Raw genomic sequence first — 22,974 nt, forward strand, 5'->3', positions numbered from 1 at the left:
ATGTTCTAAATCGTACTATTTGTGCGATTTAGAACTCGTCGACCTATTCGAAAACACAGTTATCGAATAGGTCGAGTGAACAAGGCGGTCTTGTAAAACTAAAAGCTATCGCCCGCACCTTGTTGGACGGCTTTGACCGGCTGGATATAAGCGCTATGTAATATCTGAACGCTTTAGCCCAGCTCAATAAGGTAGCGGATAGTACAGCGGCTTGAATCATATATGATGTACTCATCATTCCGTAAATCAGCACCGCCTTGTGCGAAAACAGTGTCGTATCCTTCTTGACTCACCTGCTGTTGAGTAAGCCTTGTCATCCAACCTTCATGCTGACGGTTCTTGAGGAGGTTCCATTCCCGTCCGGTGTTGACTTCAAACACAGCCAGATACCCTACGGATTCTGAACCTCCTGCCCAATACGATCCCTTGAGGCTGGTGTAGCCGATGGATTTCCGAGCCTTATTAGCAAAATAAATGGCATCGCCGAACATAGAACCGGTAGTCTGCACTCCCTTAGGGCGTATTTTTAAGCCCTGCTGCAACACAGCAAGCCAATTACAATTTCTGGTGCCGTGATAGAGCAACTTGGTATCGCCGCCTTGCAGGAATGCAGCTTCCGTTTTTCGATTGCTTACTTTGAATATCCGCTGAGATTTCACTTTAAAATCGGTCTTTTTTGCAATCAACTTCCGGTCGTCTTTACTCGCCGGTTCAATAGCAATCCCAAGCGATTCCAGCGTAATTGTTTCCGGCTCAATTTTGATTTGTGTCTCAAGCATTTCCAATAGGCTCTGTTCGTTTTGTAACAATTCAGTGACAAACGATTCTTCATATGTCTCCTGCAGAAAATACTTGCGAGTATCACTCATTCGGCGCGGAATCACTGTATATAATTCTTTCAGCAAGGCATTCAGTGAACTTTGTGTATGCTCACCGCTTTTAAGTGTTATATACGCTTTATCAACCAGCGCCTGCGCAGTACTCACCTGTTCCCGTGATATATCTCCGACCCCCACCTGATATGACGCACTAATCTGCTTTTTGGCAGTTTTTAGCAAAAAATCAATAAGGCTATAAACATCTGGATCATCAATATGTATATCGTTTTTTTTCTGCATTGAATCCCCCGATTTTTGTAGTATGGCATAGCCTTTTTTCAGTTTTGACTGCATTTTTGCATCCCACTGTTCTATCGGATATTCTTTTGACTGCGCGCTTGCACCCACACGCCCCCACTCTGCTCTAAACGTACCATTTCCTCTATTGATCATATTATAGAATTTATTGTGATTCGTTTCGTCAACACAGATCATCTGAATTTCATCAAGCGGCTGCATACTGACCGGTTGCGTTTGAGGCTTATGCGGTTTTGCCCGCCGCCGGGATTGTCCTGGTAAAACAGCATTTGGCTGCATAGACTGCGAGGATTGTTGTAATCCCTGTTTCACCCGTGTATGCCGTGATGCAGGAACTTGGTGCGGTGTAGCACGCTGCTGAAAGATATGTTTAATACGCTTGAGCCATTGAAATAGCATATCCGGCTTCTCCTTACGCAGCACTATACTATCCTTTTGACAATTCGGCAATGCAAAGCCCATTGATTCGTGCAGGAAATAATACATTCTCACATACAGTACGCCAACTTGAACACAATCCTCCTGATACCCTGAATCCCAGTTACCGATTTGCAAAAGCCAGCCCTTTTTCGTATAATAACCAGACAATGAGTAGCCATACACCCTTTTACGAAAAATTTATCAAAAAACCTGCACAACAACGCAATACAGACAACGTTCATACACCGCTGCACAATTCCAGCGCTTTAGAGCAGAAGCACAAAGAAAAAACTATTCCCCATGAAAAACCAGCTGCACCGCAGCATGTACATAAGCTCTTTCATGAATTAACCGATGAGCGCAGTTCCCGGAAAACCCAGTATCTGAATAATCCTGTCAAACTTTCTGCATACACACATTACTATGTATGGTGGAACTTAATACGCCTGGTAAAGCTATTACAAAATATTGATATTCTGCTTGAAAACGGCGACCATGCTGCTGATTTTGGATCCGGCCCATTAACGTTTGTATGTGCACTCTGGATTGCAAAACCGGAGCTACGCCGCAAGCAACTTTCGTGGTATTGTGTTGATATTTCACATCGGGCGCTCAACTTTGGTGAAGAACTCTTTTTAACATTGTGCGCGTACACCGGAAAAAACGCAGGTACAACGGAGTCTCCATGGCGGATTAAAAAAATTTGCGGCGCATTCGGCACAGCGCTAACAGAAAAAGTTGCACTGGTTACTGAAGCCAATATGTTCAATGAAATATTTTGGAATAGCCCGCTTGCACTTGAAGAACAAGCAGATAAAACCCGGCAGCTTATTATGCGTTATTTAAAACCGCAGGGAGCCGTCTTGTTAATCGAGCCAGGTATCCCGCTTGCCGGAGCATTTCTAAGCTTGCTCCGAGATTGTTTTTTGAAGGAAGGCTTTGCCATTGAAAGTCCTTGTCCGCATGGTAAAACATGCTGCATTCCCAATAGACAGATACAGGATAGAGCAGGAAAAATACCTGTTGCTACTCCAGATTAGCTATAGTCATTAATTATAATTAGCATTCCATTTACGAATTATTTCCAAGCTGTGTTATAATATCAAGTACAAGGATGAGGTAATGCTTGAATTATTTATTCTGATGCTGTTTTCTGCCAGTTTAATTCTCTGTGTGATTCTGAATATTTCTATTTTATACGCCCTGATCTTTGCTTACGGTATTTTTTTTGGGTATGGACTTATAAAGGGGAAAACATGGAAAGACATGCTGCAATTTTCCCTGCAAGGCATCTTGACGGTCAAAAATATCCTCATTATTTTTGTGCTGATTGGGGTGATTACAGCGGTATGGCGAGCCTCCGGTACAATCGCCTTTATTGTCTACTATGCTTCACTTGTTTCAGCTCCTCGTGCAATGCTCTTGCTCACTTTTTTGCTATGCAGTTTGGTGTCGTTCTTAATGGGGACTGCGTTCGGCAGTGCGGCGACCATCGGCGTTATCTGTATGACACTAACAGCAAGTATGCACATTTCGCCCGTATATGCCGGCGGTGCTATCTTGTCCGGTATTTTTTTCGGCGACCGCTGTTCCCCAATGTCTTCCGGCGCTCATCTCATCGCTGAATTAACAAAAACCAATGTTTTTACCAACATAAAAACAATGCTCAAAACTGCAGCAGTCCCTTTTTTTATCACAGCAGCGGTATATACCGTGATCGGACTGCTGATACCGCTCGGCGACGGAAGTCCGATGAGCTTTCGCATTTTTGCAGATTACTATAATCTTTCCATATTCACGGTGATTCCTGCTGCGGTTATTCTGGTATTCTCTTTTTTAAAAATCAATGTCAGAATAACAATGGCAACAAGCAGTATGATCGGGCTTGCGTGTGCATTTTTTCTTCAGCATATTCCTGCTGCACAGCTTATCCGTATTCTGTTTTTCGGTTTTAAGCCGGATAATGCGGAACTCACAGCGCTGATGTCCGGAGGAGGAATCCTGTCGATGGTGCGGGTTTCTGCTATTATCTGTATTTCATCGTGCTATTCAGGTATGTTTAAAGGCACCGGTTTCTTGGATGGGATAAAGAACAGCATACGGCAACTCAGCGCCCGCATTACCGTTTTCGGAGGGATTTTAGTTGCATCGATTTTTGCATCGGCGATTGCCTGCAACCAGTCATTAGCTATTATGCTTACCCATCAGCTTTGCGATGGACTTATGGACGATAATGACCTTTTTGCATCTCATCTGGAAAACACCGCTGTCGTAATCGCTCCGCTGATGCCGTGGTCGATTGCTGTTACCGTACCGCTTACCTCGATTGGCGCACCCACCGCAGCGATTGCAGCGGCATGTTATCTCTATTTAATTCCGCTTTGGAATATGCGCAAACGGTGAGAGTGCATTTTAATGAAGACTTCTTTTCAGCTGCTTACATAGCGCGTTCATCAGACAATACTGCCTTTGTATATTGTTTGATGGAGAATTTTGGCACATCCGCAATATCACTTCTGACAAACTCTTTACCCCCGGTAACTATCATTCAACAGTTTTTGTTTTTTGTGCGATCAAACTATCAAACGCTTGGGATTTTACATAACTTTTTTTCACTTTATTAAGCTGAATAACAGATAATAAATCGATTTTCACTAAACCCTCTAAGTCACTTCTTGCAGTAAAATTAGATATACCGAAGCGGTTTTCGATTTCACTAACGGTAAACATGATATTAGCCTTTTCTTTTACCATCTGGATAATTTGTGCCTGCCGGGCATTTATCCCTTTAATCGTTGTCAACAGCGAAATGCTTTTATTTTCTTCTGTTTTCCGCTTTAAATACACCTTTAGTTCTTCAAAAGCCTTCTTCATCGTCCGTAAATGATACAAAATAAAATAGGTTAAATCATTTTCATCATATTCAGTATATAAAAAAGCCCGTTCATACATCTTTTTTGTTTTATAGATACTGCGCGAGATTGATATATACTCAATCAGCCAATATCCGTGCTGCACCATAGACCAATAAAACAGCGCACGTGCCGTCCTTCCATTTCCGTCGATAAAGGGGTGTATGTATGACACGATGAAATGAATAATAATCGCCTTAATTATAGGATGAATAAAAAGAGAACTATTTCTATTAAAAAATAGTTCCACATCAGCAAGCAATTCTTCCAAAGTATTATAGTCGGGTGGAACATGGGCAACATCACCGGTAATATTGTCCATAATAATAATATCATTATGATTTCGGAATGCGCCGGATTCTTGCTCGTTATCCAAGGTGTTTTCTGTCATTAAGCGATGTATTTCTTTCAGCTTTTCGATAGAAAAACAGTCTTCGGCATGTTCTTTGATATACTGGATAGTACGGTAATTATTCAAAATCATCTGTTGGCTCTTATCCCGCGGCTTTTCTTTCTTACGCAGCATATCCTTTGCTACTTTTCTGGTAGTAGCAGCTCCTTCCATCTGGCTTGAAGCAATCGCTTCCTCCATAATGGAAGAAATAAGATAGGTATTTTTATTTTCAGTGGGGATGATAAGAGAATGAGTAAGGGAACCGCCGATATTCATATCAAAATGATGCAGCGATTCTAGAATTTCGTCATTGATGGTATAACTGAACGTATACTTGCCGAATTTCAGCAATGTTCGCCCAGATTGGCGCAGCCATTTTAGCGCAAACCATAATTGCGTAGGAGAAATAGAGTCAGCATTCAAGCGTTTTACCTTGTCCCAATATGGGTAGTCAGTATTCAGTTGCTGTACTTGCTGACTAAAGGCAATCAACAACGCTTCAGCTTTATCCTGTTCACTTCCAGTTGGAGGGGGTTCTAGCATATCAGCATCATACACTACAAACAAAAAAAATGCAACATTTTCTTCTTGATTTTTAATTATCAAGAAGATTAAAGAAGATTGGCTGCTGTGTTCGCCTTACCGGGATTCGGCACTTTCATCTGTTGCAGGTAGTGCCCCCGATGCATTATCTCAGGATGAATCTTGCACCGGTAAAACGGCCGCCGCTTGAGGAGATGCCGAAGACTCTGTTTGCGGAGATGCTGATCCTGAGACAGAACTTGAAACAGTATCAGAATCGGTACTAGATACAGCCGGTTGAGGCTGCTGACCGTTTTTTTGCTGGGGCGATGTGCCAAAGGATAATCGAATCGTTTCGTATTCGCTCTTATGCCGCATTTTTAAGTATAAAATTTTACTATTCGCATTATACGCATAGCCGGAAGACTTATACATTTCAAAACGGGCATCACTTCTAAAAGGAATGCCGTAGAGTTCTATCCGATAAAAAGGTCTGATACCATGTAGTGTCAGATAATGAGACTGCCCTTCCTGAAAACGGATGCGCAGCAGCAAGGTTTTTGCCGTATTTTCCAAGACTTCAAACTTTTGCGCACAAGTCCATGCCCAAATGCCGGGTTCTGCTTGCAGTGCAAGAGACTGTGCATGAGGATACCAGCTATTATGAGGCATCACAAGGGGATAAAGCGCTCCGGCATCAAGCACACTACTGTCGTCAGCGATTAATCCAAGCTGCGTAGTTTTACTGCCGGTAACATTGAAACCAACCGGCAGTCCGGCAGCATCTCCTGCATACCGCAGTAATGAGGTTATGAGCATTCGTCCCACAGACTCCCAAACTGCAGATTGCACAGAGCCGTACCGAAGTAAAATTTGTGCAGAAGCAAAGCCGGCAACAGTGTCGATATAGGTTTCATCATTGCTGATATAAAGACCTTCATCTATCAGCAAAAGAGATTCGGTTATTTTTTCCTCACACAGCGGCAACAGCTCTTCAAAAAGCAGCTTCTTATTAGGATAATAATGCGTACAGTCAAGCCATATTGATAAAAGTCCGGCAGCTTGACGTGCATTTAGACTTTTTACATCCAGTTTTTCTATAAACTGAAATAATCCATCCACTAAACGTTGGGAACCGCGGTCTGCTAAAAATGGGATCAAGGCTTCTTGTTCAAACAGCTTGTTATTTTGTGCTGTGATCAGTGCAGCATACAACTCGCGTTTTTTTGCCTCATCAGCAGTTAATCCTGTATGCGTTCCTTGTATGTTCCCATAGAATGGATTCGATATATAGGAACGTTGAGTCCGTGCTAAGGTTTGCGCAGGAGCCTTTTCCAGACCTTCTGCAAAATTACCTTGCTGTCCCATTTCGGCAAGATATGCAATCAGTCCTGCTTCTGTGATTTTTTTTGCAGAGAGAGCCTGCGATTCGGTGTTGATTACCGCTGCGGCAAACGTATGTAACGCCGCAGTATATGCCTCTGCTGATGCCTGCGCCATCGAAGGGATCGTATTGATATCCAGTTCTTCCAAGGGTAAATAAGTTTTGTAATAAGCAGCGGGCTGAGTCTTCGACAGTACTAAATGCGGAATATCAGACTGAGCCGCAGCTTCTTCGGTATTAAACCCAAAGCTGCCGATAAACGAATACTGTCTTTTACCGGAACGCACAAATATCCTATTATCCGTGCGTTCAATACCGGCATTTTGAGTGATACGCCACGGCAGCACAACTTTTGTAATATTTGCAGGGAAAGAGGCTTCTATCTTCAAAGTCTCTACTTCTCCCCGTCCATCAGAAAAAAACGAAAGGACAACCCCATCTGAACATTCCACGGCAAACAGCCCATTTGCTGCTTGCCGCTGATATGCCAGCACCTGCAGCGGGATCATCTTGTTTTCTGTGTCAGCTGCATACACAGGATTTTGTTCGCTAATATAAATATCTAAGCCATTTGAAACAATATGCAAGGGGAGAAGCGGAACTGCCGTACCGCTTTCCTTACGCTCTTCCCTACCGGTAACAGTCATCGCTCCAAAACCAACTGAAAAAGTTTGACCTTTTGTAAACTGTAGGATAAAAATCCCAAAAATAATGCCGCAATAAAAGAGCGTATATCCAACCATTCTACCGAAAATATGTTTCATAAGCTATGAGTCTAACCAAAGGAGTTAATAAATGCAATGGGAACGCACAAAAAGGAGGCTTTTATGCTCTATCAGTGCTGCTACCAGGAGCCGGAGGAACCTCCGCCCCCGAACTTACCGCCGCCGCCGGAAAAGCCGCCTCCCCTACCCGATCCGCCGGAACTGCCTCCAAAACTTCCGGAAAATCCGCCGCGGCGAGTGGAAGACAGCAAGAATAACGGCCAGAACCAGCCTCCCGGCATAAAACGGGAACCAAATAGAAACACCAGTATCAGAACGATAAGAATGGGTAACGGATTATCGTCCTCCGCTCCTTCATCTTTGGAACTACCGGCGATATTTTCATCATGTAAAACTACAGCAGCAATACTTTTAACAGCCTGCAACGTACCGCGTCCGTATTCATGTTTTTCAAATGCAGGCACTATCACTGATCTGATGATCTTATTTGTTTTAGCATCGGTCAGCGTGTCTTCAAGCCCGTAGCCGACCTCAATCCGTACTTTCCGCTCTGCTGCTGCAATCACCACAATGACACCGCTATCTTTCCCTTTTTTACCGATCTGCCATGCTTCTGCAACTCGTATTGAATAATCTTCAATAGAGTCTCCCTCTAAGGAAGGTACTGTTAATACCGCAACTTGAACATCGCTCTTTTCGTGGATTGCATACAAATACGTATTGAGTTCCTGCAGTTCACTTTTAGAAAAGAGATTCGCACGGTCAGTAACAGGAGCTTGTAACGGAGGTACATCCAAAGCAAAGGCTGCCGATAGCAAAAAAAGAGTAAGTCCCAGAAAAAGTTGAATCTTTCGATGATGCCGCTTCATATATCCCTCATGAACAATCTGCTTGTACCCCGCACAACCGGGCGATACAATGCTTTATCATACTAAACGGAAACCCCTTGCGCTGCAATGCACGAAACAGTTTATCTCCTTGATATCCCTTTCGGAGTAATTTTTCCAACGCTTCTTGACAGAGCATACTTTCATCTGTTTCCGATAAAAAATCGGCAAGTGCAGCTTTTGCGGTTACAGCGGCAACACCGCGTTTCCGTAGTTCAGCAAAAAGCCGCGCATATCCTTCACTTTTAGACAAGTGCCGGGTATAAAGCCATGCGCCTGCAAAGCGGGCATCATCCAAAACACCGGTATGCACCAAATAGTCTAAGGCTGGTACATATTCTTGAGCAGTATAGCCCTTTTTTGTTAATTTGAGAGTGAGTTGATAATAGGAATGTTCCGCACGATTTAAGTAGAGAGCAGCCTGTTTTTCAGCTAAAAAACATCGCGCTGCACAATAGAGAACCCCTGTTTCATTTTCTGTAAGAAAATAGGGAACTCCTGTTATTGCAAACAGCTCACGGCAATAACAGGGTCTTGTTACAATAGATACATCTCCAGATAAGATAAACTTGATCGTTTCTGAAGATGTGTGTTCTATGGCAGTAACAGCAATGTTAACGCTTGCTGAACTGGAAGCGTCTGCGGGCACCGCGTTGACCATACTTTTTGCGTTCAACCATTCTTGAATCGCGGGTCAATAACCCGTTTGCCTTGAGCGAGCTATGGTTAGAAGCATCAACCTGTGCAAGTGCACGGGCAATGCCATGTGAACATGCTCCTGCCTGTCCATTTAAGCCGCCGCCGTATACGGTAATAATAACATCATAGCGTGTATCACTCGCTGTAACAAAAAGCGGGCGCTTTGCCATTTGCACCTGTTCAGGGGTTGCAAAATAATCATCCATATTTTTGTTATTAACTGTTACCGAACCTTTTCCTTCACGGATATAGACCCGCGCAACAGAGGTCTTTCTCCGTCCTGTTCCTATTCCAATATTTTTCACAACCATTTCTCCTAAAATTATAACGCAACTGCAACAGGATTCTGTGCTGCGTGAGGATGCTCATTACCGGCGTAAATTTTTACGTTTTTCAGCAGTTTCCGACCAAGCGGTCCTTTCGGCAACATGCCTCGTACGGCAAAGAAGAGAGGATCTGTGGGCTTTTTTCCAATAAGAGTATTAAAGTTAACAGATTTTAAGCCGCCCGGAAACCCTGTGTGATGATAATACATCTTATCTTTCGCCTTGTTCCCGCTTACCGCGATTTTATCAGCATTGATAACAATAATATAGTCACCTGCTTCTTGATGCGGCGCATACGTTACCTTGTGCTTTCCCCGTGCCATTGCAGCAACCTTTGCAGCCACCCGACCGAGCGGCTTTCCTGCAGCGTCAATTACATACCAGTTATGCGGTATTTCGCGCTCTTTATAAAAAATTGTTTTCATCGTTCGTATACCTTATATAGTTTTTTTGCAGATAATGTGGGTATGCTACTTTATCAAAAAAAGACTGAACCGTCAATGTGTTCAGCTCTTATTCGCTTTTATTTTCTCCCGATTTCATAGCAGCTTCTTCTTTTTTAGCATCTTGCTTGTCTTTTATATCAGCGATACCGATAAAAATCGATATTAAGCCTATAAAAGCAGCAAAAACAGGGATACTGCCTCGTAAGAAAAGAAGAATATCCTTCCCCCAGCCCAAACCGAAACCAAATGCCTCCGGCGGAAGAGCCGCAAACACAGTAAACAAAATCATCGCTATTCCAATTATAAGTGCTAACATACTACCCCCTATAAACTATGACCCGTACACGATTCGAACGTGCGACCTGCTGCTTAGGAGGCAACCGCTCTATCCAACTGAGCTAACGGATCAAAAATGGTATGCTATAAAAATACGTTAAGCCACACTGTAGTATTTTTTGCTTCTTTACAGTATAGAAAAAAATACACGCTCTTACAAGACCTTTTTCCGCTTTATATTAAATCTATAAATTACAAGCGGTATTGCCCAACAAAAAAGATTTTGTGAGATTATCGCTTTCCGCCTCTTTTTTTTCAATTTTTGACAAAAAAATGTAACATTTTTAGCCAAAAGCTCAGCGGCGATATATATAAGAGGTATGAATTTTATACAATCTTATTCCGGCTCTAAGCGTGCCATAACGCTTTTTTGGATTTGTACCGCTATTTTCGCCGCTCTCCCGGCACAAGAACATAATCAGCGCGCTGCGTTTAACATTTTATCTAATGAGATATTAGGTGATCACTCATTTGCGTTTGAGGGATATGGGGACGATACCGCAAGCTCCAGTTTCGCTGATGAGCGTACAGATAAATCCAATGATGACTCTCCTGATGATACCGATGATGATTCTGAAAATAGTGCGGATTATTCTACTACTCGAGAGGATGCATGGCTATCCGCTCCTGCATTAGTGTTGGAAGAAGAACCTCCTGCTGCAAAGCATATCAGCATCGAAGAGGAGGAAATAAAAAAGCCACAGATGAATCAGCAGGAAGTATCGAAAGAAAAGCCGCAGGAAGACCAACGGGACTCATTGAAAGAGCAACAGCCCCCACGGCTCAATACATCGAAAGCAGATGAATCGGGTACGCAGCAGCCGGTACAGCACGAGATACCCCCTCTATCATCCGGGCAGCAGATACAGGAGGAACAAACATCAGTACAGGCGCAAGCAAGGGAAAAGAAACGAACTAAAACAGCCGCTGCTGCAATGCGTCTTAACCGTTATTTTTTCCGTTATCTACATACCGTGCATAAAGGAGCACAATTTTCTGCCGGTATAAGTGGATTGGGGTATACCGGTTATATGCAGCTCACATCACCTATGCCAATGCCGTATTTTGAACTTTCAGCATACAAGTTTGGGGCAGGCTTATATCCGCTTGCTGCATTACAGGCAGTCTATCCCGAAAAGAATATTCCGACGCTGTTTTTGGGAGCAGGATCCTTAACCTTTGATAGTATGCTAAAAGCAGCGTTTTTTACCGATTATTCAACACTTAAAACGGGATATGGCGGAATAAAAGTACCGCGAAACCGCTTTATCGGCATAGGAACCGGCAAAAAAACTGTTCAGTATGGTGTTGAACTGTCAGGAGAAAGCTGGAACGGAGCTTTTTTTGCAAGCCCGGAATCACAGCGACAGCGGATGCGTTATGGTCTACAGGGCGGTTGGCATACAGACATACAGCAAGCCGATATAAAACTGGCAGTACGGGGGCTTACCGCTTTTATTCCGGAAGTAATACGAGTAGTATCGTCCGAATCAAAGAAAAGCAAAGCTGTCCGGTCAAACACTGAGACGGCAGATGTAACACAGCGATACCATACGCTCGCAGGTTTGCAGCTGTTATTTGCACATCCCAATATCTCAGCTGATGTAGCGGGATTTTTTAGTTATGCAGCAAACAGCGCTGCGTCCGGCAGTGTTCAAGCTGAATGTGATCTATGGTACCGTCTTGCGGGACTTCATACCGGAGTGAGCTATACAGGGGAACACAGTGTCAACTGGAACGGCAAACAACAGCATAGCCGGCTGACCGGCTTTCTGCAACCGTACATGAAGCTCGGTCTTTTTTCCCTTGGCGGTATATATACAATTAAGAAAGAGAAGGAAGTGTATCAGCATACAGGGGGTGCTGCCTTACAGCTGAAGCATAAGATTATTCGGTGGCAGCTCCGTTGGGATTACGGAAAAGCTTTGCATACCGTAAAAACTGAGGTACTCTGTGTAAGTACTCCTGCATGGTTTTCCGGTGTGCAATGGTTTCAAAAAGCCGGCGTAGGAGCAGTAACCGAGCTGCAAGATAGCATGATTAATCCCTTAGTGCTAAAAAAATACCGTGTTTCTGCTTTTACGGAATTCTGTATGGCAGAAGGTATATTTATCGGCTGTAACGGAAACATTTCTCAGTCGGTGCGGAAAACGGGAAGCGGGGCACACCGAATGATCGCCCTTCAAAATCCGGTATACGGCGGCTCCGTATTTTTCCGCATTAAACGCGATGGTATCGGAAAGGTACATATCGGTAAACTGGAGGTCTCAGGGAAAAGTCAAAAGCCGTATTTTGATGTAAAAATCGGCTATCAAATACAAGGAAAGTAAGCAATATGTTCACTCATTTCGTTGTCAAACAGCTTTACTATATTCGGCAGCTATTGACTGGGCAACGGCTGCGGCTGTTAAGTGTGTGGTATCGATACAGAAGGTACAACACTGACGGTAATAAGCTGTCCGCCGCGCATACAAGAGTGAAAAGAGCTGCTGCGCAGCTGTATACTGTGCAGCAGGTACTAGCTGTAAAAATGCCGGATAACAGCCAACCCGCTGTGCATCTTGGGTAAGCCGCTCAAAAAGCACCGATTCAGCTGCATAGAGAAATATCCGATGCGGAATACCGGCAAGCAGTGTTGCCGCTTCTTGGTTATCACAAAGCCCTCCCCCCGCTGCAATCACCACGGCTCTACTGCTTACTGCGGCTTCATCAGCTGCGCTGTTTTGCACGGCTGCACAGCAGCTGCTCAGTGCGGCTGCTTCTGCACGGTGGAATGCGGGTATGCCGCTCTGCGTGCACAATTCCCTCGGTGTTAATCCTGTCTGCTGCTGTATCAGTGCGTCTGTGTCATAAAAAGGACAGCCCAGCAATGAGGCAAGCAGCTTTCCCGCAGTGGTTTTTCCCGCATGACTGAGTCCCAGTAAAATAAGAGTGTGTTGAATCACTGGATAGAGAGCGCAGTCCTAGGCACTCAACGGATGCGGTGAAGGACAATCCGGCTCTGGCGGAGTTAAAAAGTGCAGCAGCATTTTGAGCTTTCTAATCGCAGCAGGAAGCGCAGTCCGCAACGGCTGTGGATGAGTATCGTCAGGATTCAATGCTAGCAACCTTGACGAAGCGGCTCCCATAAACGGAGGTACGGCGCCGAATAAACACATCATTTCGTCCTGCCCATATTGATGCCCAGCCTGTACTGCTTGCATACCGGATAGTTCTGCTGCGGCATCCGCAACACTATTCAACGGCTGCATGTGTCTGCACGGCTTCCAACGGATATACCCATCTTTCCCGTGATCACCGGAAAATCCGAACAAGCGGCAAATTAAACATCTGCCGCCGTATACCGTGCAGTGATAAGGCGTTTTGGGATCAAAAAGGACGCAGCCGTCTTCATAGCATTCATCACTGCCGCCCTCATCATTTCTGCTGCAGATGTCTCTATGGGTAAAAGCTGCTTCACCCAATTCAGCAATATGATCAGCCCGCTCTTTTTGATTTTCGAGCATCCATGCAGCAAGGTAGAGCGCTTCTGCCTCATATATCTCAGGCTCAAAATGCATACAACACTTCCCGCAACCATCAGGACAACCTACAGGAGCCTTCTCTTTCCAGACTTTCTGGTCAGTTTCTATATCGCTGTAAAGCTGCTCAATCGTTTTCAGCACATCATAGAGCACTGTTCCGGAAAATCTAGCTGTTTCTTTTATCATACGGTAAATTCTTTCACCTTATTTGCTAAAATTTCAATACTTTCTCTATTCTGTTGTACCAGACTATTGATTTCAACAATGGCATTATTAATCTGAACAGCACCTGCAGACATTTCATCCATACTATTGGTAATAACCTGCGTTAAACCATCCAGAGTATTCATTTCACTTGCGACATCGCTGCTGCTAGACAACATCTCCGATGAATTTACTTTGACGGTATTTGTTGTCGCGTTAATGTTTTTAATTGAATCCAGAACGTCTTTATTGGCTGTCAGCTGCTCCTGCATAGACCGGGTAATAAAATCTTCCTGCTCGGAGATTTGGTTTGCCAGTTCGTAGACTTGGTCGAAGGTTTGCTCAGCACCATTACCGGCAACAATCATCGTGCGGATAATTTCAATGGATTCTTTGAGCGCTCCTCCGATTTGTTTACCCTGCTCATTTGACTCCTCCGCCAGTTTTCTTATTTCGTCAGCAACGACAGCGAAACCTTTACCTGTTTCTCCTGCATGAGCAGCTTCAATCGCTGCATTCATAGCCAGCAAGTTTGTTTGGCTGGCGATATTCTGGATAATAACACTTGCTTCTAATAACGAATCTGAACGTTCAGCGATCTGTGTAACAATAGAGTTTGCCATTCGAGCGCCTTTTTTGCCATCAATAGTCATCGCATACATCTTTTTGATCAGCTCGTTGTTTTTTTCCAATATTTGTGTGATAGAAGTAATGTTGGCAGCCATTTCTTCTACTGCTGCAGCAGAGTGAGCAACTGACTTAGCTTGTACTTCTATCTCACGATCAAGCCGCTGTATTTTGCGGATGATATTGTTCACAACATCACCGGTTTTCTGAACACTGCCAGCCTGTGTGACGGTTTGCCGCTTTACACTTTCGACATTAGCCGTTATCTCGTTTATTGCACTGGCTGTCTCTGCCATATTGTTATAAAGATCATCACCGACATGCTGCATCGTCCCGGACTCATGGATCAGCGATGTAATCATTCCAGCTACTTTATCCATAGTCGTATTGAAATTGATCATCAGCTGTCCGATTTCATCATTCTTTTTGATATAAAACCGTCCGGTAATATCGCCGGTGGCAAGTTTTGTAAAAATAAGCTGCAGTTTTCTCAAATAACCTTTAAGCCGTTTAGAGAGGATAAAAATAATCCAGAAAAATATGAGCAGTATCCCAGTACCGACAGCAACCATATTCCAGACTAAACGGTAAAAGCTTTCTAATATTTCGTGATTTTCAATAAGTATGGCAATTTTCCAGCCTAATTCATCAACTGAAAATACTTGAGCGCGCCACTTTGCATTATCAATAGTAATGATCTCCGCCTCTGTTCCGATATTCTGAAATTTCTGTAAATATTGATTACCTGCCGCATCCTGCTTTGCAAATACCATATCCCGATGAACAGGATCCGCTAAAATAGTACCGTCACCCTGATACAAAACCACATATCCCGTTTTTCCTACCCGTATTGAGTCGATAAAAGAAGTCAGCTGCTGCAGCTTTACTGCAATTCCTATACAGCCGAGGAAATCTCCGGCAGGGGAAAGAACTTGACGAGAAAAGCATATCCCCGGCGTTCCTATAGTTGACATATAGGCAGGCGTTACAATAGTACCGCCGCTCGCAGCCTGTGCTTGCTGATACCATACTCGGCTGCGAGGATCAAAGCCGGCGCTAATGATATCATCCCATGAAGTAACAAAGCTGCCGGACTTTGAACCGAAAAATACTTCCGCAATATCGGCATAGTTTTCTTGGATTCGTTTAAATGTTGCAATTATGTTCTGTTCTTGGTGTCCTTTGGTAACATTTTTTAAAATTACATCCTGAGATGTATTGACATAGCTGGTAAGCGTGTCATCCGCAGCCTGCACAGTAGGGTTGTCGCTCAACAGCCTTACCATGTTTTTATGATTCTGCACAAAGAGAAGGATATTTTGTTCTATTGCAGTAAATTGCTGTAAAATAGTTTGATCATATTGTTTAACATTAATTTGATATACTTGATAGCCGATAATTGCACAGGCAAATACAATTACACAACATAATGATACAATACATGTGAGCAAAATCTTTGTCCTCAGCGAAAGACCTTGTCTTTTTTTGTCCATAATAGTTCTCCTTATTTTGTTACTACATCAATACGATCCCTATTCATACCCTATTATCACTATAATTGATAAAAACTCAAGAAGTCGCACACAAAAGCATGCTTTTGTTTTGCGACCGCTTAATATCACTCCCAATGCTTCTTAAACCGAAACATGAAGGAGTAACAGCCGCCCGCACGCTTTATGCTATTTTCCAAATAACCCTCGCTGCCCTGCCTTAATCCAGCGCCCCGGAATACGGGACAAGACCGGCATACCGATCTGGGCTGCCAGCCATTCGATATACAACGCATTTTCCTCTCCTTCAAAACGGACAAGCATTGTCTGCAATAACGAATTTTCTTCACGGGCAATAGTCATAACGCTTTCTTCTGCCATCCGTGCAAATGCGCCTGAAGCTGCTGCTATTGGAATATTTTCACATGAGAGCGGGACATCCCGATGGATAAAGATCAGTTTACCGGATTTCCTCTGCATAAAATACCGTAACATCGTATAACTGAACTGCATATTTGCGGTAACCAATTCCGTAATAACTCGATCGGCATTCAGGAGACCTGTATCAGGATATAATGAAATATATTCAACAGCATCAAATATAATAAGCGCTGTTTCTATATCAAGCTGGAGATTTTTAAATTGAAGCGGCAGAGACTGCATTGAGAACGACGAATTACGATTCCACGAAATTACCGGTCCGATTCTTTCTTCAATCTTTTTATCTTTATTCTGTTCAAGATCAGCTGTCAAACTTACATGCTGTCCCTGTACCCTTAAAAAATCCGCTAAACTGAGCGAAAACCGGAGACGATCGTCTGTAATTACTATATCAGCACTCATGTCTCCAGTATATACGGTATAACAAAAAATTAAAATAGCAGAATGATTAAATTTCCATATACTAGTTAATTAAAGCCGCTTCAATCATATAACGGAAAGAATCGCCGGCAGCAGAGTATTCATTTTTTTCTATAATAAATATTAGTGCATGAGAGGTATCATCTATCACAATCTTTTTGACTGCATAATTTTTAACACCGCTACGCACATAGTCTGGTCTACCTACCTGTTGTTTAATCTTTGTGCCATTAGGTTTTGTTTTTTCGACATCCAGATAGAAGGAACTCTCTGTTTTTCCTTTTTGCGTTGTATTCAGCACAACAATATATTCATCACTGGTCTGAAAATCCCGAAAAAAGAGAGTTTGATTTCCTGCCGTCGATTCTGTTTGTGCATATAGCACACGCCCTTGCCGAGTTTCGGAAATATCCCATTTGCTCAAAGCTGCTTGTGCCCTATTTTGAAGTGCAAGAAAAGTAGATTTACTTTCTTTTCCTTCAGTCTGTTTTGCAGGCGATGTCCGAAAAATACCGCCGGGTAAAAAGGTATTGGATTTAATGTCAACAGCATAGATTTCAGCATAAGCGCGATACGTTTTATCCTGCAACCCGTATTGCCCAAAAGCAAATTTCGAACCATCGGCTGAAAAGCCTAAATTGACAAAATTAGCAATATCCCCAGCGTAAACAGTCATACTGAACACAGCCGTAACGATTATCGTACATAGTTTTCGCATAATAACTCCTGTCTTCAGGCACAGCCTTACAAAAATACAGCATTGATGCACGAACAGTGTATACCGCGCATCCATTCCTTATATCGGAAAACTATGCCAAAACTTTATAATCAACACCCCGTATCATACCACATACAGGTTACAAAAAGAATGTGTAATTATGATACATATTTTGCAAATTGTGTAAAAATAATGACTCAATTTGATATATAAAATGACACACTTGTAATATACACAGCGGCATACTATTGCCTTTACTGAGAAAACTGCGCCTACAAAACCGGTTGTACTATTCCTTTGCACCGGTTTTACCCAATTCAAAGCAGCAAAAAAGTTTATTTTCCTCCTGAAAGACTACAGATAAAGCATTATATCAGTGCTGAAGCTCTGTTTTGCATGTATTTTTCACGCTATTTCTCTGATAGCGGTAAGTTTTTTTAATTTTATGCATTTTTAGCTTAGTTTAAGAAAACTTGGCACGATTCTTGCTGTATAGTAAGTGAAGTGAAAAACTTCAAGAGCTTTCTAAAAGCTCTACAATATTACAGCCTTTTGGAGGAACACTATGAACTCATTAAGTATTTTTAACCCTTTATTTGCGGATAACGTTTTTGACAGTCTGAACAAAGAAACATCCCGTTTTGGTGTTTTTAGTCCATTGGCAAATGCTGCTTATCCTGCAGTAGATGTACGTGAAACAAGCAGTGCGTACTTGATGGATATTGATCTGCCCGGTTATACGGAAAAAGATGTAACTATTCATCTCAAGGAACGGGTTTTAACCCTTGCCTCTGTGCATGAGGAAAATAAAGAAAAAGAAGAAAACGCTAATGGCGAACAGTTTTTGATCCGAGAGCGCAGTCAACATCGGTTTGTCAGACGTTTCACCTTACCGGAGGATATCGATCAAGAGAAGGTAGATGCTGCGTTCAAAAACGGGGTATTGACGGTTACCATCCCTCGTAAGGAAGCTGCTCCCCGCCGCCAGATTTCGATTAAGTCAAACTGAAACAATTTACCGTCTGCTTATTTGCATAGTATGTAAATAAAAAACAGACGGTAAACAATACCCTCTTTACACTCCGTAGGGAGGGTTTTCTTTTTTTAAATGGGCGGCAATATTGCATAAAATGAGCAATATGTGTAACTTCCTGCGTTCTGCTTTGTTAACAAGTACTCGAACGTAGCGTGTAAATTCGCTGCAAGCGGGGTTGTCAGTCTCCTTTATTTAAAAATCAGGTATGAGGACAGCTACACAGCTGCTACTCTGCCGCATTCTTATCGGAACAGCCTGCCGGGGGGCTGGCTGTTCCGGGTAAGTTTGTGTTTCTATTCCCTCCTGTCTTTTTATTTCCGTTTTTTATATGCAGCCGCTGATCCCGTGGTAAGCAGATGCTTTTTTCTATTTTCTTTTTCGCGCAAGAATGCTTCACGCCGGTTCCCTTCGCGTGCCTTTCGAGAAGAACTCTTCTTTCCAAACCCTGCCGGATGAGCGGCTTTTTCCGGTGCCGTATCTGATTTTACATCGATGTGTATATGCGGTACATCAGAACGTTTTTTTGAAAGACGCAGTGCTTCATGCGCTGCTTCAGCGGGTAAGTCCGCAAGTGAAAACCGGTCAAATAATTCAATACGGTCAACCTTGTGTTCAGGAATGGAAAGTAAGGTACTTAAAAATTGTGCGAGACTTCGCTTACTAGTACCGTCTTTCCGTCCTCGCCCTATATAGAGGCGCAGGGTATTTTCCGCTGTACTTTTCTTGGTGCTGCCTTCACTGCGGGGAACTTTGATATTCCGGTAATGCGATGCTGATAAAACGGTGCCGTAGTGGAGCTGCAAAACTGCTGCGAGGAGCAATGTAGGATCATGTTCAGTTGCACAAGACTCTTCTGATTCTCCGATAGCTATTTCTGCATCGAAGATATGAGCAGCACCAGAGGATTCAAGGTTTTCGTGCAGAGATTCTTTTATCGTCAGGCACTCATTGGTATGATGCTGTAAAAGTTCTTCTGCAAGTTCGGTAAAAGCCTTGTTGACGGCATGATCCGTTTGAATGCTGCTAAGCTGCTGTTTTAACTCGGTAAAGAGCCGATCCTGCTTTTGCGACAAAACCTTCTCTATGGAAGGAATTTTGCCTTCCTGCAGCTCTCCCCGTGCATGGCGGCGTAAATAGTCTATTCTGCGCCGTTCATTCGGACGTATAAAGCTAACCGCAGTTCCTTTTGCTCCTGCCCGTCCGGTTCTTCCGATACGGTGTGTATAGGTAGGTCCGTCATAAGGGATAGAGTAGTTGACGACATGCGTAATGCCTTCTATATCAATACCACGGGCGGCAACATCAGTGGCAACTAAGATACGGGTTTTCCCTGCTCTAAACCGGCTGAGGATTTTTTCTCTCTGACTTTGCGGTATATCGCCATGCAAGGCTGCTGCGTCGTAATGCCGTTCATCCAGTTCTTTTGCTACCGCATCGGCATCTGCTTTTGTCTGACAAAACACAAGCCCATAAAACTTATCTGCCGTGTCGATTAAGCGTACCAACGCTTCCGTTTTATCTTCTTCCCGTACTATCCAGAAAAATTGTTCGGTCAGCGGGAGCGGTTCTTCCGATGCTTCTTCTTCTACAATTTCGTATTCGCCCATAAAATCGGCAGCTATTTTGAGTATCTGCTTAGGCATTGTTGCAGAGAACATCAGCACCCGTGAATGAGGATTGGCTTTTTGAAAGATAGTTTCTATATCCTCAATAAATCCCATATTCAGCATTTCGTCGGCTTCATCAAGGATAAAATATTCGATCGTCTCTAAATTGAGCGATCCTCGTTCCAAATGATCAATAACGCGGCCGGGGGTTCCAACGACAATCTCCGATCCCCGCTTTAAGTTCCGCAGCTGTTCTACGATAGAGGCTCCGCCGTACACGGTTATTATGCGGGGATATGTCCCCTCTTTAAACGATTCTATTTCTAAGGCAACTTGCAATGCAAGTTCGCGAGTGGGTACAAGTACCAATGCCCGTGGTTTTTCCCGTGATTCTTTTAATTCCTGCACGAGCGGCAGTCCATACGCGGCAGTTTTGCCGGTTCCCGTCCGTGCTTTTGCAATCACATTTGCATCACCATTTAAAAGACGCGGAATTGCCAATACTTGGATAGGCGTTGGTTCTTCAAAGCCTTTGGCAATCACCGCATTTAATACAGAATCATCAAGTCCTAAATCTCTAAAAGATATATTCATAATTGCCGTAAGTATAACAAATACGGCGACAAGTTGATAGGGTGCCTTAGCATGTTCCTATTATGCTCATTATAGAGTAAAGTTGCCAAGTTTTTCCGATTAAGGCAGACTTTTTGTAGTATTTTTGTCTTATGAGCCGTAATTTCACTGCTATGCGGGTAATTTATTAGACATTGTGCAGTATTTCAGAGACTACTGCAGGCGGGCAAGCCCATCGGCAGCTTCTTTATAATCTTTTCTGATGCTTAATGCCCGCTGGAATGCATCTTTAGCGCTTTGCTTATTTCCCGACTGCTCGCGGGCAAGACCTAAGCGGTACCACCATAATGAATTGGATGGCTCTAAATGCACGGCAGCAGAATAGGCAATATCAGCTTTTTGATAGCGTTTGGTGAGCCGGTAAATATCTCCTGCATAGAAATAGGCAACACTTGCCCGTTCTCCGGTAGGAGCCATATCAATATACCGCTCCATCTGCCGCAGAGATTCCTTATAGTCATTCACATAAAAGTATGCTTCGCCGAGAGTTTCGATAATACGGACATCTGATGCGAGTTTAAGCGCCTCGTTACAGATGTTAATAGTTTCACGGTACCGATGCAACCGAAAGAGCGACCAGGTATATACAGTATAAGAATCCATATTGCGGGGATTCTGCTTGAGTTCTGCGAGACAAACATTAATAGCATCGGAATACGCAGTTCGTGCTTCATCACCTCTTCCCGCACTGTCAAGACTGCGCCCGGTACGGTAGAGTTTGAGCGCATCAACTTTCTCTTGTGCGTATAAAACAGTTACAGCACTGAATAAGCATATACAAAGCAAAGATTTGAGCAAATTGCGGATATGCTGCGGTATGACCATACAAATAACCTCTCTGTGTTCCGGCAGGGTGTGCCTATATTTATAGGGCATCTTTTAAAACTTCAGTTTGTATTTTAGAAGACACCCATTAGGAATTGCTGCAGCTGTATACGCCAGAGCGCACACAGCCAAGCTATATTTTGCATTTATGCAAATCAGAATGCCGGAACAACCTCGCCGTTCGGATATTTTTCAACAATATACTTACGTACTTTATCGCTTTGCAGAGCTTTGATCAATGCCTTAATACGCGGATCGTTTTCATTTCCTTGTTTAACAGCGATGATATTGGCATAAGGAGAATCCTTTCCTTCAACCAGCAGCCCGTCTTTTGCTGCAGAAAGTCCTGCCGGAATAGCGTAGTTACCGTTGATCACCGCACCATCAACATCAGAAAGTACCCGAGGAAGCGTTGCAGCTTCGATCTCTTTAAATGCAAAATTCGAAGGATTTTCTTCAATGTCTTGCGGGGTAGCTGCTAAACCGACGCCGTTACGCAGCATAATAAGATTGATAGAGTCCAACAGAAGTAAGGCACGCGCTTCATTTGTGGGATCGTTAGGGATAGCAATCGTATCACCGGCTTTAAACTCCGACATGCTTTTGTACTTTGACGAATAAAGAGCAAGCGGTTCAACATGCACATTACCGGCACTTACGAGGTGATAACCGTGCTCATTATTAAAACTTTCCATATACGGAACATGCTGGAAAAAATTTGCCAACTGTTCTCCGCTCTCAACTGCCTCATTAGGCGTTATATAATCGGTAAACTCAGTAATCTTGAGAATAATATTCTCTTTTGCAAGATCGTCTGCCACCAGTTCTAAGATAGCTTTATGAGGTTCCGGACTTGCCGCAACAGTTAGAACGTTTTGTCCATTGTCTTTTTTTGCGCAAGAAATAAACACCCCTGCACAAAAAATTACGCTAAACAGTAGTAAGAATACTCTTTTCATTACTAACCTCCTTCTGAATTAGGATAGGAAGTAAACTACTATATATCCGCTATTTCTGTCTAGTGAGAATAGAACTGTTCGATAACTGTGTTTTCGAACAGTTCGACACTAAAAACTCGGATAGTTTTTTAGAGGTTCTCAACAAAGTATCAGCGGTTGCTGCTGCCGTATAGAGGAAGCAGCTTTTTTTACATGCTTCTTTTACTGTACTTGACATGCGCTATATCTAGTGGTATAGTTGCCGGCACAATATAAATAAACACTATATAAATGATCCTAAAGTTGTATCATAACAGGATTAAC

Annotated in this window: 20 protein-coding genes and 1 tRNA gene; 4 read left to right on the forward strand and 17 right to left on the reverse strand. The window is 43.2% G+C overall.

Annotation, left to right across the window (positions count from 1 at the left end; all coding sequences use genetic code 11):
* Positions 1–173: 173 nt before the first annotated feature.
* On the reverse strand, positions 174–1,724 hold the full coding sequence (locus tag ACTTJ8_RS06230; protein WP_442720641.1) for a hypothetical protein: 1,551 nt from the start codon (positions 1,722–1,724) through the stop codon (positions 174–176).
* On the opposite strand from ACTTJ8_RS06230, the gene ACTTJ8_RS06235 reads away from it, so the two are divergent.
* Both ACTTJ8_RS06235 and ACTTJ8_RS06240 read left to right on the forward strand, forming a co-directional pair.
* Positions 1,724–2,596: a small ribosomal subunit Rsm22 family protein gene (locus tag ACTTJ8_RS06235; RefSeq protein ID WP_442720642.1), complete on the forward strand. Its 873-nt coding sequence runs from the start codon at positions 1,724–1,726 to the stop codon at positions 2,594–2,596. The genes ACTTJ8_RS06230 and ACTTJ8_RS06235 overlap by 1 nt on opposite strands.
* A gap of 82 nt (positions 2,597–2,678) precedes the next feature.
* Positions 2,679–3,959: a Na+/H+ antiporter NhaC family protein gene (locus ACTTJ8_RS06240; protein ID WP_442720643.1), complete on the forward strand. Its 1,281-nt coding sequence runs from the start codon at positions 2,679–2,681 to the stop codon at positions 3,957–3,959.
* Between the two features lie 141 nt (positions 3,960–4,100).
* On the opposite strand, the gene ACTTJ8_RS06245 is transcribed toward ACTTJ8_RS06240, so the two are convergent.
* The 8 genes from ACTTJ8_RS06245 to ACTTJ8_RS06280 all read right to left on the reverse strand — a co-directional run bounded on the left by ACTTJ8_RS06245 (position 4,101) and on the right by ACTTJ8_RS06280 (position 10,259).
* Positions 4,101–5,405, reverse strand: coding sequence for a Fic family protein (locus ACTTJ8_RS06245; RefSeq protein WP_442720644.1), 1,305 nt, complete (start codon positions 5,403–5,405; stop codon positions 4,101–4,103).
* A 150-nt stretch (positions 5,406–5,555) separates the two neighbouring features.
* Entirely contained in the window at positions 5,556–7,532 is a 1,977-nt protein-coding gene (locus ACTTJ8_RS06250) for a hypothetical protein (RefSeq protein ID WP_442720645.1), read from the reverse strand.
* A gap of 80 nt (positions 7,533–7,612) precedes the next feature.
* The gene (locus ACTTJ8_RS06255) at positions 7,613–8,362 is read right to left on the reverse strand and encodes a TPM domain-containing protein (protein WP_442718322.1); all 750 of its coding nucleotides are present in this window, start codon (positions 8,360–8,362) and stop codon (positions 7,613–7,615) included.
* A gap of 7 nt (positions 8,363–8,369) precedes the next feature.
* Complete coding sequence (locus tag ACTTJ8_RS06260) at positions 8,370–9,041, reverse strand: regulatory protein RecX (protein ID WP_442716100.1); 672 nt, start codon at positions 9,039–9,041, stop codon at positions 8,370–8,372.
* A complete protein-coding gene (gene rpsI, locus ACTTJ8_RS06265) occupies positions 8,995–9,384 on the reverse strand; it encodes a 30S ribosomal protein S9 (protein WP_442716099.1) in 390 nt (129 codons plus the stop codon). Before rpsI ends, ACTTJ8_RS06260 begins: the two co-directional genes overlap by 47 nt.
* Before the next feature lie 17 nt (positions 9,385–9,401).
* Positions 9,402–9,830: a 50S ribosomal protein L13 gene (gene rplM / locus ACTTJ8_RS06270; RefSeq protein WP_442716098.1), complete on the reverse strand. Its 429-nt coding sequence runs from the start codon at positions 9,828–9,830 to the stop codon at positions 9,402–9,404.
* An 88-nt stretch (positions 9,831–9,918) separates the two neighbouring features.
* A complete protein-coding gene (locus ACTTJ8_RS06275) occupies positions 9,919–10,167 on the reverse strand; it encodes a hypothetical protein (protein ID WP_442716097.1) in 249 nt (82 codons plus the stop codon).
* Between the two features lie 18 nt (positions 10,168–10,185).
* A tRNA-Arg gene (locus tag ACTTJ8_RS06280) sits at positions 10,186–10,259 on the reverse strand.
* A 248-nt stretch (positions 10,260–10,507) separates the two neighbouring features.
* Between ACTTJ8_RS06280 and ACTTJ8_RS06285 the strand changes: the two genes are divergently transcribed.
* Entirely contained in the window at positions 10,508–12,517 is a 2,010-nt protein-coding gene (locus ACTTJ8_RS06285) for a hypothetical protein (protein ID WP_442716096.1), read from the forward strand.
* A 24-nt stretch (positions 12,518–12,541) separates the two neighbouring features.
* Here the strand turns inward: ACTTJ8_RS06285 and ACTTJ8_RS06290 are convergent, their stop codons facing one another.
* The 5 genes from ACTTJ8_RS06290 to ACTTJ8_RS06310 form a co-directional block, all read right to left on the reverse strand.
* Positions 12,542–13,132, reverse strand: a complete 591-nt coding sequence (locus ACTTJ8_RS06290; protein WP_442720646.1) for a shikimate kinase — start codon at positions 13,130–13,132, stop codon at positions 12,542–12,544.
* 18 nt (positions 13,133–13,150) lie between these two features.
* Complete coding sequence (locus ACTTJ8_RS06295) at positions 13,151–13,897, reverse strand: YkgJ family cysteine cluster protein (RefSeq protein ID WP_442716094.1); 747 nt, start codon at positions 13,895–13,897, stop codon at positions 13,151–13,153.
* Entirely contained in the window at positions 13,894–16,035 is a 2,142-nt protein-coding gene (locus ACTTJ8_RS06300; RefSeq protein WP_442716093.1) for a methyl-accepting chemotaxis protein, read from the reverse strand. Before ACTTJ8_RS06300 ends, ACTTJ8_RS06295 begins: the two co-directional genes overlap by 4 nt.
* 186 nt (positions 16,036–16,221) lie before the next feature.
* Positions 16,222–16,875: a hypothetical protein gene (locus ACTTJ8_RS06305; RefSeq protein ID WP_442716092.1), complete on the reverse strand. Its 654-nt coding sequence runs from the start codon at positions 16,873–16,875 to the stop codon at positions 16,222–16,224.
* Between the two features lie 61 nt (positions 16,876–16,936).
* The gene (locus tag ACTTJ8_RS06310) at positions 16,937–17,611 is read right to left on the reverse strand and encodes a DUF2259 domain-containing protein (RefSeq protein ID WP_442716091.1); all 675 of its coding nucleotides are present in this window, start codon (positions 17,609–17,611) and stop codon (positions 16,937–16,939) included.
* A 565-nt stretch (positions 17,612–18,176) separates the two neighbouring features.
* Here ACTTJ8_RS06310 and ACTTJ8_RS06315 point away from each other — a divergent pair.
* Positions 18,177–18,620: an Hsp20/alpha crystallin family protein gene (locus ACTTJ8_RS06315; protein WP_442716090.1), complete on the forward strand. Its 444-nt coding sequence runs from the start codon at positions 18,177–18,179 to the stop codon at positions 18,618–18,620.
* A 338-nt stretch (positions 18,621–18,958) separates the two neighbouring features.
* Here ACTTJ8_RS06315 and ACTTJ8_RS06320 read toward each other — a convergent pair whose 3' ends face one another.
* The 3 genes from ACTTJ8_RS06320 to ACTTJ8_RS06330 form a co-directional block, all read right to left on the reverse strand.
* Positions 18,959–20,848 carry a DEAD/DEAH box helicase gene (locus ACTTJ8_RS06320; RefSeq protein WP_442720647.1) on the reverse strand — a complete coding sequence of 630 codons (1,890 nt, stop codon included), beginning with the start codon at positions 20,846–20,848 and terminating at the stop codon, positions 18,959–18,961.
* A 192-nt stretch (positions 20,849–21,040) separates the two neighbouring features.
* Positions 21,041–21,712 (reverse strand): tetratricopeptide repeat protein, encoded by a 672-nt coding sequence (locus ACTTJ8_RS06325; protein WP_442720648.1) that lies wholly within the window; start codon positions 21,710–21,712, stop codon positions 21,041–21,043.
* A gap of 155 nt (positions 21,713–21,867) precedes the next feature.
* Positions 21,868–22,671: a MetQ/NlpA family ABC transporter substrate-binding protein gene (locus ACTTJ8_RS06330; RefSeq protein ID WP_442720649.1), complete on the reverse strand. Its 804-nt coding sequence runs from the start codon at positions 22,669–22,671 to the stop codon at positions 21,868–21,870.
* Positions 22,672–22,974: the final 303 nt, after the last annotated feature.

It is taken from the genome of Treponema sp. (assembly GCF_052169735.1).
Lineage (GTDB): Bacteria > Spirochaetota > Spirochaetia > Treponematales > Treponemataceae > Treponema.